Origin of the sequence: Streptomyces sp. NPDC001604 (genome assembly GCF_042893475.1) — a bacterium.
Lineage (GTDB): Bacteria > Actinomycetota > Actinomycetes > Streptomycetales > Streptomycetaceae > Streptomyces.
Map to the genome: position 1 here is coordinate 256955 of NZ_JBIAUY010000007.1, position 16517 is coordinate 273471.

Below are 16517 nucleotides of genomic sequence, written 5' to 3' on the forward strand. Positions count from 1 at the left end.
GAACGGATGTGGCTGGTCGCGGCCCGCGGCGGAGCCGCTGATGTCACAGCCCCGCGCCCCTTACTGGCCCGCTGCACTCACCGCTTCCAGGAGTTCCTCTCGGCTCATTGCCTCCGTCTCCGTCGAAGGGATCGTGCAGGCGTGGGCGCCGGCGATGCTGCCGTACAGGGCGCAGCGCTGTGGGGTTTCGCGGTTCAGCCAGCCGTGCAGGAAGGCTGCGGCGAAAGCGTCGCCCGCGCCGTTGGAGTCCACCACCGGGGCGGGCGGTGCGACGGGCGGTACATGGGTCAGCTCTTCGTCGGCCAGGAGGTACGCGCCCTTCGCGCCGGCCGTGGCGACGACCACCTGGGCCCGGCCCCGATCGGCGATCCGGCGCATCGTGCGCTCGGGGTCGGACAGCGCGGCAGCGGACAGGAAGACGACGTCCGCGGCTTGCGCGAACGGCTCGTGGTACGGGTTCTTCCCGTCCCAGTCGTGCAGGTCGGTGGAGATGGTGGCGCCCGACTCGCGCAGGAGTGGCAGCGCATCTGCGCAGGGCTGGGTGATGGCGACGTGCGCGTGGCGGCTCGCCGCCGCCAGCGCGCGCACCGTGTCCTCAGGGAAGCGGTCCACGCCCTGCGTGCGGCTCACGTCGTACAGCGACAGACGTCTGCCGTCGGGGCCGACCAGGTTGACCGCGCGCTTGGTGCCGGCGGGGTGGGGGACGGCGCTGAGCGCGATGCCGTTGTCCCGGTGCAGGGCGCGGACGAGGTCGCCCTCGGGGTCGTCACCGAGCATGTCGAGGTGATGGACGCGCAGGCCGAGGGCGTTGAGCCCAAGGGCGACGAAGTCGCCGGTCTGTCCGGCGCGAGTGCGGATCCCGGACTCGATCATGTAGCTGTCGGCGTACGGCAGCGGCAGCTCCGGCACATACACGATGGTGTCCACGCCGGCACCGCCCAGCACGAGGACGTCGGTTTCACGGCTCAACTCTGGCCCTCCCATGGTCGTAGACGCTGACCTTGATGTCCCGCTTCACGAGCCGCTCGGTGATCAGCGGTTCGATGCGGGACATTCACCTCCGGCAGTGCGCGCAGACGCTCTGCCGGGTTGGCAGGCTATATCGCCGTGGGTCCACCGGACGTCGGGCAGCTGCAGGTTGGTGGGTGGCTGGTCGGGCCCCGCGGCGGAGCCGCTGATGTCACAGCTCCGCCCCCCTCCAGGGCGCATCCCTGACCGTACGCCGGCTCCGGCTCCGGCCAGTGACGCAATCCGGAGGGATCGGTGGCCTCACCCCGGACATGGATGATCTCCGACATGACGCCACCGTAGGCGATGCCACTGACAGTGGCTCTGGCCTGCTACTTCGTCAGTTCGGTCAGTTCCTGGTCGCCGTTGCTCACGACCCTGCGGCGTACCGCGAACCAGCCGGCGACCAGCATGGCGGCGATCACCGGGATGAGCAGGAGGGTCTTGCGGCCGACCTCGGGGTCGTTCCACATGAGGGCGAGTACGGCGAGCAGGAAGGCGATCGTGGTGATCTCCGTGACCGGGCTGCCGGGAAGGCGGAAGGACGGGCGGGTGACGAGGCCCGCCTTGGCGCGGCGGACGAAGACCAGGTGGCAGACCATGATGATCACCCAGGTCGAGACGATGCCGAGGGAGGCCACGTTCAGCACGATCTCGAAGGCCTGGCTCGGCATCAGGTAGTTGAGGCCGACGCCGAGCACGCACACCGCGCAGGTGAGCAGGATGCCGCCGTAGGGGACCTGGCTGCGGTTCATGCGCGCCGTGAACCTGGGGGCAGAGCCCGCCGTCGCCATCGAGCGCAGGATGCGGCCCGTCGAGTACAGGCCCGAGTTCAGCGAGGACATCGCGGCCGTCAGGACCACCAGGTTCATCACGTCGCCCGCCGCCGGGATACCGATCTTCGACAGCACCGTGACGAAGGGGCTTTCGTCCGCCGAGTACACCGAACCGGGGAGCAGCAGGGCCAGCAGGACGACCGAGCCGACGTAGAAGAGACCCACCCGCCACATGATGGAGTTCACCGCGCGCGGGACGACCTTCTCCGGCTCGGCGGTCTCGCCTGCGGCAACGCCGACCAGTTCCAGCGCGGCGTACGCGAAGATCACGCCCTGCATGACGAGGACGACCGGCATCACGCCGTGCGGGAAGACGCCGCCGTGATCGGCGATCACGGACAGGCCCGGGGTCCGGCCGCCGACCTCGTGCCGGGTGGCCAGCAGGAAGATGCCGATCAGCATGAAGCCGACGAGCGTGGCCACCTTGATGATCGCGAACCAGAACTCCATCTCGCCGAAGATCTTCACCGAGATCAGGTTCACGGCGAGCACGACGGCCAGCGCGATCAGTGCGAGCACCCACTGCGGGATGCTCGTGAACATGCTCCAGTAGTGCGTGTACAGCGCGATCGCCGTGATGTCGGCGATTCCGGTCGTCGACCAGTTCAGGAAGTACATCCAGCCGGCGACGTACGCCCCCTTCTCGCCGAGGAACTCGCGCGCGTACGACACGAAGGAACCGGAGGAGGGGCGGTAGAGGACCAGTTCGCCCAGCGCCCGGACGACGAAGAAGGCGAAGATCCCGCACACCAGGTAGGCGAGTGCGAGGGCCGGGCCCGCGTTGTGCAGGCGGCCGCCGGCGCCCAGGAAGAGGCCGGTGCCGATGGCGCCGCCGATGGCGATCATGTTGACGTGGCGGGCCTTGAGGTCCTTGCTGTAGCCGGCGTCTCCCGCGTCCGCGGGCACCTGGGCCGCGTCGGTCCGGGTGGCGGCCTGTGCCGTGTCCACGGCGTCCTTGCTCACAGGTGGTTCCACTCTCTGGTGCGCCCGAGCGGGTCGCGCTCGGCTGTCCGGACGTACTCGGTCGGCGCTCTTCGGTCGAAGACGCGGACCAACGCGGCACCTTCCCCAGGTGTCGGCGCGCATGCGATGGCATGGATCACACAGCGGTACTTCTCACAAGCCTCACGGGCCCCTCGTACCGGGTTTCGCAGTACTGGTGTGACAGCGATACTGCTGCACATGACGACCGACACCGACACCGGCAGCGACCCGGACGGCGACACCGCGGAGCCGACGCTCACGATCGACGAACTGGCGGCGCGGGCCGGCGTCACGGTCCGCACGGTCCGGTTCTACGGAACCAAGGGGCTGCTGCCGCCGCCGGAGATCGGTCCGCGCCGGGTGGGCCGCTACGGGCAGCAGCACGTGGCCCGGCTGGCGCTGATCGAGGAGCTGCAGCACCAGGGCATGACGCTGGCGGCGATCGAGCGGTACATGGCGCAGCTGCCGCCCGGCCTCAGCCACCACGACCTGGCGATCCACCGGGCCGTGGTGGCGTCCTGGGCGCCGGACATCGTGGAGACCGTGAGCGCGGCGGAGCTGCGGCGCCGGGCGGGACGGCCGCTGGCCGAGGACGAGGTCGAGCGGCTGTGCGCCATGAATGTGATCCGGCGCGACGGGGAGTCGTACCGCGTCGACTCCGGCCTGCTCCGGCTCGCCGTGCAGCTCCTCGACGTACCGCTGTCGGAGGAGGCGATCCTCGCGGCGCGCAGGGTGCTGATCGAGCATTCGCGGGCCGCCGCGCACGAGCTGTCCCAGCTGTTCCGGGGCGAGGTGTCCGAGCGGGCGGAGCGGGACGTGAAGTCGCTGTCCGCGCATATGCAGCCCATCGTGGTGCAGGCGCTGCTGACGACCTTCCAGCGGTCGCTGAAGGAGGAGGTGCACCAGTGGCTGGACGCCTCACTCGACCTCCCGGAGGAAGGTGTCCCGGAGGAACCCGTCTCGGAGCGTGGCGTCTCAGAGGCGGGTCGGGCCTCCTGACACGTTGAGCGTCTGCCCGCTCAGGACCGACGGATGTCGCCCCCGCCGCCCCTTCCCGTCCCGACCCGGGGGCCAGCCCCCGGACCCCCGCTCCTCAAACGCCGGAGGGGCTGAATTTGGCTCAGCCCATCTCAGCCCGTCCGGCGTTTGAGGACGAGGCCGTGCAGGCCGAAGCGGGGGTCTGGGGGCGGCAGCCCCCAGGGGACGGGAATGGGAAGGGGCGGCGGGGGCGAAACACCCTCCGCGCACCGCCGCCGCGAGGGTCACGCGTCCGTGAACCGCTCCCCCTTCTCCGCCTTCTCCACCAGCAGCGCCGGCGGCGCGAACCGCTCCCCATAGCGGTCCGCCAGCTCACGCGCGCGTGCCACAAAGCCCGGCAGCCCGCCCTCGTAGCCGTTGATGTACTGCAGGACACCCCCCGTCCAGCCGGGGAACCCGATCCCGAAGATGGACCCGATGTTCGCGTCGGCCACCGACGTCAGCACCCCCTCCTCCAGCAGCTTCACCGTGTCGAGCGCCTCGGAGAAGAGCATCCGCTCCTGCATGTCCCGGAACGGAATCTCATGCCCCGGCTTGGTGAAGTGCTCGCGCAGCCCGGGCCACAGCCCCACCCGCTTGCCCGCCTCGTCGTAGTCGTAGAAGCCCGCTCCCCCGCTGCGCCCCGTGCGCCCGAACTCGTCGACCATGCGGTCGATGACCGCCTCGGCCGGGTGCGTCGGCCAGGTGCCGCCCGCCTCCTCCACGGCCCGCTTCGACTCGTTGCGGATCTTCCGGGGGAGCGTGAGCGTCAGCTCGTCCATCAGGGAGAGGACCTTGGCCGGGTACCCGGCCTGGGCCGCCGCCTGCTCGACGGATGCGGGCTCGATGCCCTCGCCGACCATCGCGACACCCTCGTTGATGAAGTGGCCGATCACGCGGGAGGTGAAGAAGCCGCGCGAGTCGTTGACGACGATCGGCGTCTTCTTGATCTGGCGGACCAGGTCGAAGGCGCGCGCGAGGGCCTCCTCGCCCGTCCGCTCACCCTTGATGATCTCCACGAGCGGCATCTTGTCCACGGGCGAGAAGAAGTGCAGACCGATGAAGTCCGACTGGCGCTCCACTCCCTCGGCCAGCGCGGTGATCGGCAGGGTCGAGGTGTTGGAGCACAGCAGCGCGTCCGGTTCGACGAGGTGCTGGATCTCCTGGAAGACCTTGTGCTTGAGCTCCGGGTTCTCGAACACGGCTTCGATGACCGCGTCGCAGCCCGCCACGTCCTGCGGGTCGGCGGTCGGCGTGATGCGGGCCAGCAGCGCGTCTGCCTTCTCCTGCGTCGTGCGGCCCCGGGAGACCGCCTTCGCGCACAGCTTCTCGGAGTAGCCCTTGCCCTTGACGGCCGCCTCGAGCGACACGTCTTTCAGGACCACCTCGATGCCCGCGCGGGCGCACGAGTACGCGATGCCCGCGCCCATCATCCCGGCGCCGAGGACGGCGACCTTGCGGACCGGACGCGGCTCGATGCCCTTGGGGCGGTTGGCGCCGGAGTTGACGGCCTGGAGGTCGAAGAAGAAGGCCTGGATCATGTTCTTGGACGTCTGGCCGGCGGCCAGCTCCACGAAGTAGCGCGCCTCGATGACCTGCGCCGTCTCGAAGTCGACCTGGGAGCCCTCGACGGCAGCCGCGAGGATGTTGCGCGGCGCCGGGTAGGGCGCGCCGCCCGTCTGCTTGCGCAGGCTGGCCGGGAAGGCGGGCAGGTTGGCCGCGAACTTGGGGTTGGCGGGGGTGCCGCCCGGGATGCGGTAGCCGGGCCTGTCCCAGGGCTGCTGCGACTCGGGGTTGGCGTCGATGAAGGCGCGGGCCTTGGCGAGCAACTCGTCCTGCGTGGCGGCCACTTCGTCGATCAGGCCGTTCTCCAGGGCGCGCTGCGCGTTGTACTGGGTGCCCTGCAGCAGCACCTTCAGCAGCGCGTCGGCGATGCCCAGCAGGCGTACGGTGCGCACGACGCCACCGCCGCCGGGCAGCAGGCCGAGGGTGACCTCCGGGCAGCCGATCTTCGTGCCGGAGGTGTCGAGGGCGACCCGGTGGTGGCAGGCGAGCGCGAGCTCGTAGCCGCCGCCCAGGGCCGCGCCGTTGATCGCGGCCACGACCGGCTTGCCGAGGGTCTCGATGCGGCGCAGGTGGCGCTTGATGGCCATGCCGCCGTCGAAGAGGTCCTGCGCGGTCTCGGGGGTGACCCGGATGAGGTCGCGCAGGTCGCCGCCGGCGAAGAAGGTCTTCTTGGCGGAGGTGAGGATGATGCCGCGGATGGAGTCCTGCTCGGCCTCCAGACGGTCGGTGATCACGGCGAGGGAGTCGCGGAACGCCTGGTTCATGGTGTTCGCGGACTGGTTCGGGTCGTCCAGGACGAGGGTGACGACGCCGGTGCGGTCCTGTTCCCAGCGGATGGTGGTGCTCTGCGTCATGACGGGGGTCTCCGTTGAAGTCTGTGAAGTCTCTTGGTTCCGCCGGGTGTTCAGATGCGCTCGACGATCGTGGCGATGCCCATGCCGCCGCCGACGCAGAGGGTCGCGAGGCCGTAGCGCTTGTCCTGGCGCTCCAGTTCGTCGACGAGGCTGCCGAGGATCATGGCGCCGGTCGCGCCGAGCGGGTGACCGAGGGCGATCGCGCCGCCGTTGACGTTGACCTTGTCCAGGGACAGGCCCATGTCCTTGACGAAGCGCAGGACGACTGCCGCGAAGGCCTCGTTGATCTCTACGAGGTCGATGTCGTCGATGGTCAGCCCGGCCTTGGCGAGGGCCTTGCGGGTGGCGGGCGCCGGGCCGGTGAGCATGATGGTCGGCTCGGAGCCGGAGACGGCGGCGGAGACGATCCGCGCGCGCGGCCGCAGCCCGTACCGCTCCCCCACTTCCTTCGAACCGATCGCGACCAGCGAGGCGCCGTCGACGATGCCGGAGGAGTTGCCCGCGTGGTGGACGTGGTCGATCTTCTCGACCCAGTGGTACTTCTGCAGGGCCACCGCGTCGAAGCCGCCCAGCTCGCCGATGTCCGCGAAGGACGGCTTCAGCTTGGCGAGGGAGTCGGCGGTGGTGCCCGGGCGCAGGTGCTCGTCGTGGTCGAGGACCGTCAGACCGCTGCGGTCCTTCACCGGGACGACGGAGCGGTCGAAGCGGCCCTCCTTCCAGGCCGTGGCCGCCCGCTCCTGCGAGAGCGCCGCGTACTCGTCGACGTCACGCCGCGAGAACCCCTCGATGGTGGCGATCAGGTCGGCGCCGATGCCCTGCGGCACGAAGTTGACGGCGAGGTTGGTCATCGGGTCGTTGAACCAGGCGCCGCCGTCGGAGGCCATCGGCACCCGGGACATGGACTCGACGCCGCCCGCGAGGACCAGGTCCTCCCAGCCCGAACGGACCTTGGCGGCGGCCATGTTGACGGCCTCCAGACCGGACACACAGAAGCGGTTCTCCTGTACGCCGGCGACCGTGTCCGGGAGGCCCGCGGCGACGGCGGCGATGCGGGCGATGTCGGAGCCCTGGTCGCCGACGGGGCCGACGACGCCCAGCACGATGTCGTCGATGGCCGCCGGGTCGAGGCCCGGGAAGCGGCCCTGGATCTCCTGGATGAGCCCGACGACCAGGTCGATGGGCTTGGTGCCGTGCAAGGAGCCGTTCGCCTTGCCGCGGCCGCGCGGGGTGCGGATCGCGTCGTACACGTACGCTTCGGTGCTCACTGGAAGGCCTTTCGGGGTGAGGGTGGGCCGGGCGATGAGCTTCAGCCCAGCAGGGAACGGCCGATGATCTCCTTCATGATCTCGGTGGTTCCGCCGTAGATGGTCTGGATACGGCCGTCGGTGAAGGCCCGGGCGACCGGGTACTCGGTCATGTAGCCGTAGCCGCCGTGCAGTTGGAGGCAGCGGTCGGCGACCCGCTTCTGCAGTTCGGTCGCCCACCACTTGGCCATGGAGGCGTCCACCGCGTCGAGCCGGCCGTCCGAGTGCTCCTCCACGCAGCGGTCGAGGAACGCGCGCGTGACGGCGCACTCGGTGGCCATCTCGGCCATCTCGAAGCGGATGTGCTGCTTGGTGGCGAGCGGCCGGCCGAAGGCCTCGCGCTCCTTGACGTACTCGGTGGTGATCTCCAGCAGGTGCTCGGCGGCCGCGATCGCGGCGACGGCGATGCTGAGGCGCTCCTGCGCGAGGTTGGTCATCAGATGGCCGAAGGCGCCGTTGAGCGTGCCCAGCAGGTTCTCCTTGGGCACGCGCACGTCGGTGAAGAACAACTCGGCCGTGTCCTGCGCCTTCTGGCCGATCTTGTCGAGGTTGCGGCCGCGCTCGAAGCCGTCCGTGCCGCGTTCGACGACGAGGAGGGACAGGCCGTGGGCGCCGCCCTCCGGTGTCGTCCTCGCGACGACGATCACCAGGTCGGCGAGGATCCCGTTGGAGATGAACGTCTTGGCTCCGTTGAGCAGCCAGTGGTCGCCCCGGTCCTCGGCGTGCGTACGGATCCCCTGGAGGTCGGACCCGGCACCGGGCTCGGTCATGGCGATGGCGGTGATGATCGACCCGTCGCAGAAGCCGGGCAGCCAGCGCCGCTTCTGCTCGTCGGTGGCGAGGCCGGTGAGATACGGGCCGATGACGTCGTTGTGCAGTCCGAGGGCGAGCCCGGGAGCGCCCGCTCGGGTGAACTCCTCGGCGAGTACGGTGGCGTAGCGGAAGTCGGAGGTGCCGCCGCCCCCGTACTCCTCGGGCACGGCGAGTCCGAGCAGGCCCTGCTTGCCGGCCGCCCGCCAGGCGTCGCGGGAGACGATGCCGTCCTTCTCCCACTGCTCGTAGTACGGCAGCACCTCCCTGGCCAGGAAGGCACGCACGGTCGCGCGGAACGCGTCGTGCTCGGGGGCGAAGATCTGCCGCTTCATTCGGAGCCCTTCATGAGTTCCTGGTCCTTCAGGAGAGCGGGTACGTCCCAGTCGCGTGCCACGTCGGCGGTGTCGGCGCCGGGCTGCGCGGGGCCGGTGCGTACGGCCGTGGGGGTGGCGGAGAAGCGGGGTGCGGGGGCGGGCTGGGTGATGCCGCCGTGGTCGGTGAAGGTGCCGCGGGCGGCGAGGTGCGGGTGGTGCGGGGCCTCGCGCAGGGACAGCACGGGCGCCACGCACGCGTCGGAGCCCTCGAAGACGGCCGTCCACTCGTCCCGGGTGCGGGACTTGAAGCCGGCCGCGACCGCTTCGCGCAGCTCGCCCCAGCGGGTCCAGTCCTTGCGGGCGTCGGCGTGCTCCGGGATGCCGAGGACGCGCACGAACTCGTCGTAGAACTGCGGTTCCAGGGCTCCGACGGCCATGTACTTGCCGTCGGCCGTCTCGTAGGTGCCGTAGTACGGGCAGCCGCCGTCCAGGAGATTGGCGCCGCGGCGGTCCTGCCAGCCGCCGGCGGCGAGCATGCCGTGGATCATCGCGGCGAGGTGCGAGGTGCCGTCGACGATGGCGGCGTCGACGACCTGGCCGGTGCCGCCCACGCGCGCGTGGTGGAGGGCGGCGAGGACGCCGACGACCAGGTAGAGGGAGCCGCCCGCGTAGTCGCCGAGGAGGTTGGCGGGGACGGCCGGGGGCTCGTCCGGGCTGCCGATCATGCCGAGGGTGCCGGTGAGGGCGATGTACGCGATGTCGTGGCCGGCGCGGTGGGCGAGGGGGCCCTGCTGGCCCCAGCCGGTCATCCGGCCGTAGACGAGTTTCGGGTTGCGGGCGTGGCAGGCCTCGGGGCCCACGCCGAGGCGTTCGGCCACTCCCGGGCGGTAGCCCTCGATCAGGATGTCGGCACGCGCGGCGAGGTCCAGGACGCGCGCGGCGCCGTCCGCGGACTTCAGGTCGACGATCACCGAGCGCTTGTTGCGGTTGGTGATGTCGTACTCCGTGTTGATCGCGAGCCCGACGCCGCCGGGGCGGTCCACGCGGACGACGTCGGCGCCGAGGTCGGCGAGGAGCATGGCGGCGAACGGGCCGGGCCCGATACCGGCCAGCTCGACCACGCGCACGCCGGAGAGCGGGCCGTGTCCAGGCGTCTTTGCCTCTGCCATGCAGTCCCCAGGGGTTGTGACACAACTGCTGTAACACTAATGATGTTAGGAACACGTTCCAGCGGACACAAGACCTGGGAGAGCAAGCGCTTAGCCAAGTTGTGCCGGAGGATGGATGCGGCTCAACGAGCGTCCAGGTCGGCTATCAGCCGCTTCGGTGCGACCACCCGGTAGCTCTCCTCCACCCAGTCGCACAGCAATTCCGCCGCCGGGGCGCCCTGCTCCGCAAGCGGGATGCGGACCCAGCCGGCCTTGCCCAGCCCGTACCCGGCGGGTTCCGCGCCCGGGGCGGTGAGGGCGAATTCGCGCACCTTCTCCCACTTCTTCAGGGCATTCCTCGGCACGGTCACCGCTTACCTCCGGGCTCGTCGTCGGGCTCCGCACTCTTCACGCTAGCCTCGGCCACCGACAACGGCGCGTGCTGCGGACCGAGGGGTGTCATGAGCAGGCTGAACAGGACGGACCGTCCGTACGACATCGTGCTCTTCGGAGCCACGGGCTTCGTCGGGACGCTCACCGCGGAGTACCTCGCCGCGCATGCGCCCGACGATCTGCGCTGGGCGATCGCGGGCCGCAGCGAGCAGAAGCTGGAGCGGCTGCGCGAGCGACTCCCCGGCAACGGGAAGGTCGGGGTGCTGCGGGCGGACGTGGCCGACCCGGCGTCGCTGCGCGAACTCGCGGAGCACGCGCGCGTGGTGGCCACGACGGTGGGGCCGTATGTGACGTACGGCGAAGAGCTGGTCGCCGCCTGCGCGGACAGCGGTGCGGACTATCTCGACCTCACCGGTGAGCCCGAGTTCGTGGACCTGATGTACGTCCGCCACGATGCACGCGCGCGTGAGACCGGGGCGCGGCTGGTGCACGCCTGCGGGTTCGACTCGATCCCCCATGACCTGGGCGCGTACTTCACCGTGCGGCAGCTGCCCGTGGGCGTGCCGCTGGCGGTGGACGGGTTCGTGACGGCGGACGCCACCTTCTCCGGCGGGACGTTCGCCTCGGCGCTGAACCAGTTCTCACGGGTGCGGCCGATGCTGGCCGCCGAGCGGGACCGCAAGCGGCACGAGCCACGCTTGGTGGGGCGGCGGGCCGCAGCGCCCACGGGTGTGCCGCGGTTCGCGAAGGAGGTCGGCGCTTGGGCGCTGCCGCTGCCGACCATCGACGCGCAGATCGTGGGCCGCTCCGCGAAGGCCCTGGAGCGTTACGGCCCCGACTTCCGCTACCGCCACTACGCGGCGGTGCGGCACCTGCCCGTCGCCGTGGGCGGGATCGCGGCCGTCGGCGGCCTCTTCGCGGCCGCGCAGCTGCCGCCCGCACGGCGCTGGTTGTCCGACCGGCTCAAGCCCGGCGAGGGGCCGAGCGCCGAGAAGCGGGCGAAGAGCTGGTTCAAGGTCCGCTTCGTGGGCGAGGGCGGTGGCCGGCGGGTGCTCACGGAGGTCGCGGGCGGCGACCCCGGCTACGACGAGACGGCGAAGATGTTCGCCGAGTCGGCGCTGTCGCTGGCCTTCGACGACCTGCCCCCGACGGCCGGCCAGGTCACCACGGCGGTCGCGATGGGCGACGCGCTCACGGAGCGGCTTCGGCGGGCGGGGATCACCTTCCGGGTGGCGTCCAGCCGGTGAATCGGCACTCCGCGAGGCGCAGGAGCGAGCGGGACCGGCGCGCCTGATCGGAGGCTGCTCCCCCTGACGAGGCCCTCCCCTTGGAAACATCTGACGGGGCTTTCCGGGCCGGGGAGCATCAGGGGGGCGATGTCGGAGTTCCGAGGCGGCACCGCAGGAACGGCTCCTGGGACAGTACGGCGCCCACACTGAGCCCTACGGCGACGGCCACGGACACGACGATCAGCCAGGACAGCATGACGAAGACCGAACCCGCGGAACCGTAGTCGGACAGGGCCCGGTTGAGCGCCCGCGGCATGTAGAAGTGCGCGGCCACGGACAGGCAGCTCACTGCGATCGCCGTGAGGACCGCTCCCGGCAGCAGGGGCGCCCAGCGGACGGCCCCGCCCAGCAGCAGATGCTGTGTCCACCACCACATGGCCGTCTGCACGGCCACGACGATCGGAATTCCCAGCCACGCGCCCAGGCCGAACCCGTCGCGCAGCAGCCCTTGCGCAACCAATGCGCCGAGCCACAGCGCGATCCATGTGAGCCACCTCCACGGAGCGACTTTCGTTGCTCCGTGGGGCAGCAGCCAGGCCCGTCTGCACAGCCGCTGCACCGCGCGGCTCACCGCGGTGGCCGACAGCAGCACCATCAGCCCGCCCACCACGCCGATCGCCTGGCGCACGTCGTCGGTCGGTGGCTGGAACACCTGCTGCACCTCGGCCTTCGACTGCCCGCTCAGGCCGAAGACGGCGCTGACCGACTTGACGACCTGGGTCTGCACCGACTCGGGCGCGTACGCGGACAGCACGAACAGCAACGGGACCGCGGTCAGGAAACACTGCGCCGCGATGCGGGTGGCGGAGTCGAAGATGTTCACCGCCACCATGCGGTCCAGAAGTCCTGTGATGACGGGGAAGCGGATCTCCAGGCGCGCGTGGGCGGCTTTCAGGCGGACCGTCAGTTGCCCGAGACGGCCACGCCACCGTGGTGCGCGCGAGTCCACGCCCGTATCCCCGCGCCGCATCAGCCGCGATTCTCCATCGTCGCCCCTTCCCTCTCCAGGGTGCGCGACGAAGCGGGCCACGGCACCCTGCCGCGGCCACGGGGCAACGGGGCAACGGGACAACGGGACAAGGCTGGCGCGACCGTCACATGAGATGCGGTGGGTCACTGCCGTGCATAGGCTCGACCCGTACGGTGCCTGATGGGATCGCCCATGGTCTTCGACCTCCTGCTCATCGCCCTCGCCATCACGCTCGACCCACTCCCCCTCATGGCGTTCGTCCTGGTGGTCGCATCCGTCAGGGGCGTTCGGACAGGGCTCGCCTTCATCGCGGGATGGATGACGTGTTTCGTCGCGGTGATCGCTCTGGTCCTGACCGTGACCGGCGGGAAGCCCCCGGAGCCGAGGTCGCCTCCGTCCACGGCAAACCTCGCGATCAAGGTCGCCATCGGAGTGTCGCTGGTCGTCTACGGCGTCCACAGGCACCGAAGGGCCGGTCGCCACGGTCCGCCCGGCGCCGTCGCCTCGCCGTCGAAGGGCAGGTCGTCCGCCTTCCTCACCTCCCGGATGGACCGCGGCGCGCTCTGGCCTGCGGCGGGACTCGCCATCCTGCTGCAACCGTGGGGGCTCGTCGCCGCCGGCGCCGTGACCGTGGTGGAGGCCGACGGCTCCGACCCCACGACCTGGCTGGTACTGGTCGCGTACTGCATCATCGCGACCGCCACTCTGCTCGCAGCGGAGCTGTACGTGGTCTTCAAACCGGCGTCTGCCCAACACCGGCTAAGGGAACTGCGTTCCTGGATGCAGGGCCACGCGGAACAGGCGATCGTGTACGGCAGTGTCGTGGTCGGCCTGCTGCTGGTGGGAAAGAGTGCCTACGCACTGGCCCAATGAGAATGGGGTGGGGTCAGGCGCCGTCGAGCGCGCGGTGCAGGTCGCGAGTCGGCGCTGTCGCCACCCGCAGAACGGGAGCTAGGACCACCCCGCCACCGTGTAGAGCATCCCGGCGATCCAGGCGAGCCCCGCCAGCACGGCAAGGACCAGCGCGGCCGTCACGGCACGCTCGACGGGACGGTTGGGATCGGCCAGGGGCTTGGGAGCGCGGTGCGTCGTCATGCGGCACAGCCTGCCGACCGGCGCACCGCACCCACATCCGTACGGGTACTCAGTGCGGGTACTCAGATCACCCGTCGAGCGGCTCCGGCGGCCGCTCGCCCAGCGCGTCCGCGATCCGGTCCCGCACGGCGGGGTCGGCCGCGGCGGCGAGCCGCCAGGCGAGGGGGCCGATCTGCCACCCCGCGTGGTGGTCGAAGAACGGCGGAGGCCCGGCCTCGTTGTGGGCGACCTTGCCGACCAGCTCCGCGAGGCGGAACACGATCCGCTGCTCCTGCGTGAACTGCTCCTCGTCCGCCCATCCGCGGCGGACCAGCTCGAACACCTCGCGTCCATGGCTCCACCGGTCGCGGTCCTTCGCGAACTCCAAGGCAGCCTCGATCTCCGGCGTCCGCCCCTGCCCCAGGGCCGCCGCCCGGAGCACATGGCCCGCCCAGGTCACCGGGTCGGACTGACGCTCGAACAGGGTGCGCCCCCACGACCGGGTGGGGTCCGCCGCCGCGCGGTCGGCCAGGGGTTTCCTCGGGGCCGCGGCCTCCCGCAACGCCTTGCGGCACAACGCGTCCGCCCTGCGGGTCGTCTCCGGCAGGCGGTACTCCGGGGTCAGGGCCAGCGTGTGGGCGCAAGCGTTGTCGAGGTCCACCCGGTGGCCCACGGACACGAAGACCGGCTTGACGGCGTCGCGGGTGCGCAGGGCGCGGCCGACCTCCTCGGTGCCGGCGAGGAGGGGTGAGGTGCTGCCGCGCGGGGCGTCCGGGTCGGCGTGGATGAAGGTGAAGGGGTTCTTCGCGACGCCGATCGTGGGCAGGCCGGTCAGGACGCCGAGGTGGCTGGCGAGGCCGAAGCGGCGCGGGTGGGCCAGACCGTAGCCGTCGCAGACGACCAGGCCGGGCGGGCACGGCAGGGCGTCGAGGGCGGCGAGGACCGTGGGGATCTCGCGGAAGGCGAGCAGACCGGGGACGTACGGGAACGAGATGCGGCCGACCGCCGTGGCCTCTGCGACCACCTCCAGGGTCGCCGCGTCCAGGACGACCGCCGCGGCGGCGACGACGTCCCGCTCGTCGTCGTACGCCACGTCGACACCGGTGACATGACCGCTGCCCGGCGGCGGTCCCGGCTCGTCGAGCACCACCTGTGCCCGCAGCCGGTCCTGTTCGGCGCGGGCCTGTTCCTCGGTCGCGGGCCAGCCCGCGGGGATGGGTACGGTCGTCATGATGGGCACGAGCGTACGGCCCCTGAGGGGGCGTCGGGCGCGTGGCGCCGGACGCACGAACCCCCGCGACGGCGGGAGGGTCCCTGCTGCCGCGGGGGACGGGGAACTCAGCCCTTCTTCGCGTTCAGCGCGCGCTGCAGCTGGTCCTTGTTCATGTTCGAACGGCCCTCGATACCGCGCTGCTTGGCCTCGTTGTACAGCTGGTCGCGGGTGGGGCCCTGGGAGCCCTGGCCGGACCGCTGGCCACCGCGCTTGCCGGATGACATGTCCTTCGTGGAGCTGCGGCTGGCGGACTTGGACTCGCCGGACCGGGCGCGCTCCTTGTTCACCGTCCGCGCCGCGATCTCCTTGGCCCGTCCGGTGCTCTCACCCCGGTCCTGCGCGCTCTTCTTGATGTGCTCGTACTGGCGCTCACGCTTGGAGCTGGAACCTGCGGGCATGCTCGCTCACTCCTTTCGCAGTCCGCGACCGAGTACCCGCATTCATCCCATGCGTCACCGCTCCAGACGAGCCACCCTCCCCTGCTCCCCCGCCGCCCAGCAGCCCAGGTCCGCAGTGCAGTCCACGGTGTCGTACGAGCCCGTGTCGACGGTCCGCCAGGTGCGGCCGCCGTCGGTGGTGAGGTCGGTGCCGGTGGGGCCGACCGCGAGGGCGGCGGTGCGGCTGTGCGGGAGCCAGGCGGCGCCGGAGCGGTAGGCGGGCGGCGGGGCGGCGGCGGACGGCCAGCTGAGGCCGCCGTCCCAGGTGCGGGCCGCGGCCTGCGGGGAGGCCTGGTCGGGGCGGTAGTCGCCGCCGACCGCGAGCCCATGGGTGCGGTCGCGGAAGGCCAGCGCGAAGACGCCCTTCGCCGGATCGCCCGCCGGGATCGGTGTGTCGGTGGCCGTCCAGGTGAGCCCGCGGTCGGCGGAGTGCAGCACGCGCGCGCGTGCACCGCCGCCGGTGGCCAGCCAGACGTCCGAGGGACCGGAGGCGACCAGGCACTGGCCGCTCGCCGCGAAGCCCGCCTCGCCGTCCAGGGCGGCCGGCATGCCGTCGCTCGGGAGGACCTTCCAGGAGCGGCCCCCGTCGCCGGTCGACAGGATGCGGAACTTGCCGTCCACCGGGTCGCTCACGGCGAGGCCGTGGCGACGGTCGAAGAAGGTGAGGCAGTCGTAGAAGGCCTTGGTGTCGGTGTTGCGGAAGGACTCGGTCCAGGTCGTGCCGCCGTCGTCGGTGCGGTACACCCGGGAGGCCTCGCCCTCGCCGATGGCCAGCACGACGGCGCGCCGCGCGTCGAACGCCTCGATGTCCCGGAACTGCAGCTCGCCGGCGCCCGGCGGCGAGACGTTCCGCCAGCTCGCCCCGCCGTCGGTGGTGCGCAGCACGGTGCCGCCGGTCCCGGCCACCCAGGCGGTGTCCCGGCTGACGGCCGACAGCCCCCGGAAGCGCACACCGGTCGTTCCGGTGTCCTTGAGTTCCCAGTGCGGCGCCGGGTGGCCGGGCTGCTGTGCCTGTTGCGGGCACGGCGGTCAGGGCGGCCAGCGCCGCCGAGCACACCGCCCCTGCGGCCACTGTCCGAAAGGTGGGTCTCATTCGTCGCGTGTTCCCCATGCGCCTCATGGCGGGCGAAGCTATCCGACACCCCCGGTCCCGTCCAGATGGCGGCTCTTTCCACAACTGCCCATCCGTGCACGGGAAATGGACTGCGTCACTCCTGTGCATGAATGCGGTGACGCA

General features: G+C 71.2%; 13 protein-coding genes and 2 pseudogenes. 3 read left to right on the forward strand and 12 right to left on the reverse strand.

The genetic code is table 11. The features are described 5' to 3' along the window. Nucleotides 1-60: 60 nt before the first annotated feature. Nucleotides 61-969, reverse strand: a complete 909-nt coding sequence (locus ACFY1E_RS21845; protein WP_389078355.1) for a PfkB family carbohydrate kinase — start codon at nt 967-969, stop codon at nt 61-63. A 371-nt stretch (nt 970-1340) separates the two neighbouring features. After that, a complete protein-coding gene (locus tag ACFY1E_RS21850) occupies nt 1341-2807 on the reverse strand; it encodes an amino acid permease (protein ID WP_389078357.1) in 1467 nt (488 codons plus the stop codon). Nucleotides 2808-3026: 219 nt separating this feature from the next. Between ACFY1E_RS21850 and ACFY1E_RS21855 the strand changes: the two genes are divergently transcribed. After that, a complete protein-coding gene (locus ACFY1E_RS21855; RefSeq protein ID WP_389078359.1) occupies nt 3027-3827 on the forward strand; it encodes a MerR family transcriptional regulator in 801 nt (266 codons plus the stop codon). A 263-nt stretch (nt 3828-4090) separates the two neighbouring features. On the opposite strand, the gene ACFY1E_RS21860 is transcribed toward ACFY1E_RS21855, so the two are convergent. From ACFY1E_RS21860 to ACFY1E_RS21880, 5 genes are all read right to left on the reverse strand, one after another. Continuing rightward, the gene (locus tag ACFY1E_RS21860) at nt 4091-6265 is read right to left on the reverse strand and encodes a 3-hydroxyacyl-CoA dehydrogenase NAD-binding domain-containing protein (protein WP_389078361.1); all 2175 of its coding nucleotides are present in this window, start codon (nt 6263-6265) and stop codon (nt 4091-4093) included. 50 nt (nt 6266-6315) lie between these two features. After that, nucleotides 6316-7530: an acetyl-CoA C-acetyltransferase gene (locus ACFY1E_RS21865; protein WP_389078362.1), complete on the reverse strand. Its 1215-nt coding sequence runs from the start codon at nt 7528-7530 to the stop codon at nt 6316-6318. 41 nt (nt 7531-7571) lie between these two features. Beyond that, a complete protein-coding gene (locus tag ACFY1E_RS21870) occupies nt 7572-8714 on the reverse strand; it encodes an acyl-CoA dehydrogenase family protein (RefSeq protein WP_389078365.1) in 1143 nt (380 codons plus the stop codon). Further along, nucleotides 8711-9865 (reverse strand): CaiB/BaiF CoA transferase family protein, encoded by a 1155-nt coding sequence (locus tag ACFY1E_RS21875; RefSeq protein ID WP_389078367.1) that lies wholly within the window; start codon nt 9863-9865, stop codon nt 8711-8713. The genes ACFY1E_RS21870 and ACFY1E_RS21875 overlap by 4 nt, the downstream gene beginning before the upstream one ends. 122 nt (nt 9866-9987) lie before the next feature. Further along, nucleotides 9988-10209, reverse strand: a complete 222-nt coding sequence (locus ACFY1E_RS21880; RefSeq protein ID WP_389078370.1) for a hypothetical protein — start codon at nt 10207-10209, stop codon at nt 9988-9990. Between the two features lie 96 nt (nt 10210-10305). Between ACFY1E_RS21880 and ACFY1E_RS21885 the strand changes: the two genes are divergently transcribed. Then, nucleotides 10306-11484 carry a saccharopine dehydrogenase family protein gene (locus ACFY1E_RS21885; protein ID WP_389078372.1) on the forward strand — a complete coding sequence of 393 codons (1179 nt, stop codon included), beginning with the start codon at nt 10306-10308 and terminating at the stop codon, nt 11482-11484. Between the two features lie 118 nt (nt 11485-11602). Here the strand turns inward: ACFY1E_RS21885 and ACFY1E_RS21890 are convergent, their stop codons facing one another. Further along, nucleotides 11603-12475 (reverse strand): YhjD/YihY/BrkB family envelope integrity protein, encoded by an 873-nt coding sequence (locus ACFY1E_RS21890; protein ID WP_389078375.1) that lies wholly within the window; start codon nt 12473-12475, stop codon nt 11603-11605. A 201-nt stretch (nt 12476-12676) separates the two neighbouring features. On the opposite strand from ACFY1E_RS21890, the gene ACFY1E_RS21895 reads away from it, so the two are divergent. Beyond that, the gene (locus ACFY1E_RS21895) at nt 12677-13369 is read left to right on the forward strand and encodes a GAP family protein (RefSeq protein ID WP_389078377.1); all 693 of its coding nucleotides are present in this window, start codon (nt 12677-12679) and stop codon (nt 13367-13369) included. Nucleotides 13370-13447: 78 nt separating this feature from the next. On the opposite strand, the gene mmpA is transcribed toward ACFY1E_RS21895, so the two are convergent. The 4 genes and pseudogenes from mmpA to ACFY1E_RS21915 all read right to left on the reverse strand — a co-directional run bounded on the left by mmpA (nt 13448) and on the right by ACFY1E_RS21915 (nt 16373). Continuing rightward, nucleotides 13448-13591: a morphogenic membrane protein MmpA gene (gene mmpA / locus ACFY1E_RS21900; RefSeq protein WP_389078379.1), complete on the reverse strand. Its 144-nt coding sequence runs from the start codon at nt 13589-13591 to the stop codon at nt 13448-13450. Nucleotides 13592-14117: 526 nt separating this feature from the next. Continuing rightward, nucleotides 14118-14801, reverse strand: a pseudogene (locus ACFY1E_RS21905) (endonuclease V); the annotation flags it as partial. 107 nt (nt 14802-14908) lie between these two features. After that, nucleotides 14909-15241, reverse strand: coding sequence for a plasmid stabilization protein (locus ACFY1E_RS21910; RefSeq protein WP_344400296.1), 333 nt, complete (start codon nt 15239-15241; stop codon nt 14909-14911). Nucleotides 15242-15295: 54 nt separating this feature from the next. Continuing rightward, nucleotides 15296-16373, reverse strand: a pseudogene (locus ACFY1E_RS21915) (WD40/YVTN/BNR-like repeat-containing protein). Between the last annotated feature and the right edge of the window lie 144 nt (nt 16374-16517).

Coding starts and splice junctions, on each gene's coding strand:
- ACFY1E_RS21855 (WP_389078359.1), top strand. CDS start 3,027: ATGACGACCGACACCGACACCGGCAGCGACCCGGACGGCGACACCGCG.
- ACFY1E_RS21860 (WP_389078361.1), bottom strand. CDS start 6,265: ATGACGCAGAGCACCACCATCCGCTGGGAACAGGACCGCACCGGCGTC.
- ACFY1E_RS21870 (WP_389078365.1), bottom strand. CDS start 8,714: ATGAAGCGGCAGATCTTCGCCCCCGAGCACGACGCGTTCCGCGCGACC.
- ACFY1E_RS21885 (WP_389078372.1), top strand. CDS start 10,306: ATGAGCAGGCTGAACAGGACGGACCGTCCGTACGACATCGTGCTCTTC.
- ACFY1E_RS21910 (WP_344400296.1), bottom strand. CDS start 15,241: ATGCCCGCAGGTTCCAGCTCCAAGCGTGAGCGCCAGTACGAGCACATC.
- ACFY1E_RS21875 (WP_389078367.1), bottom strand. CDS start 9,865: ATGGCAGAGGCAAAGACGCCTGGACACGGCCCGCTCTCCGGCGTGCGC.
- mmpA (WP_389078379.1), bottom strand. CDS start 13,591: ATGACGACGCACCGCGCTCCCAAGCCCCTGGCCGATCCCAACCGTCCC.
- ACFY1E_RS21895 (WP_389078377.1), top strand. CDS start 12,677: ATGGGATCGCCCATGGTCTTCGACCTCCTGCTCATCGCCCTCGCCATC.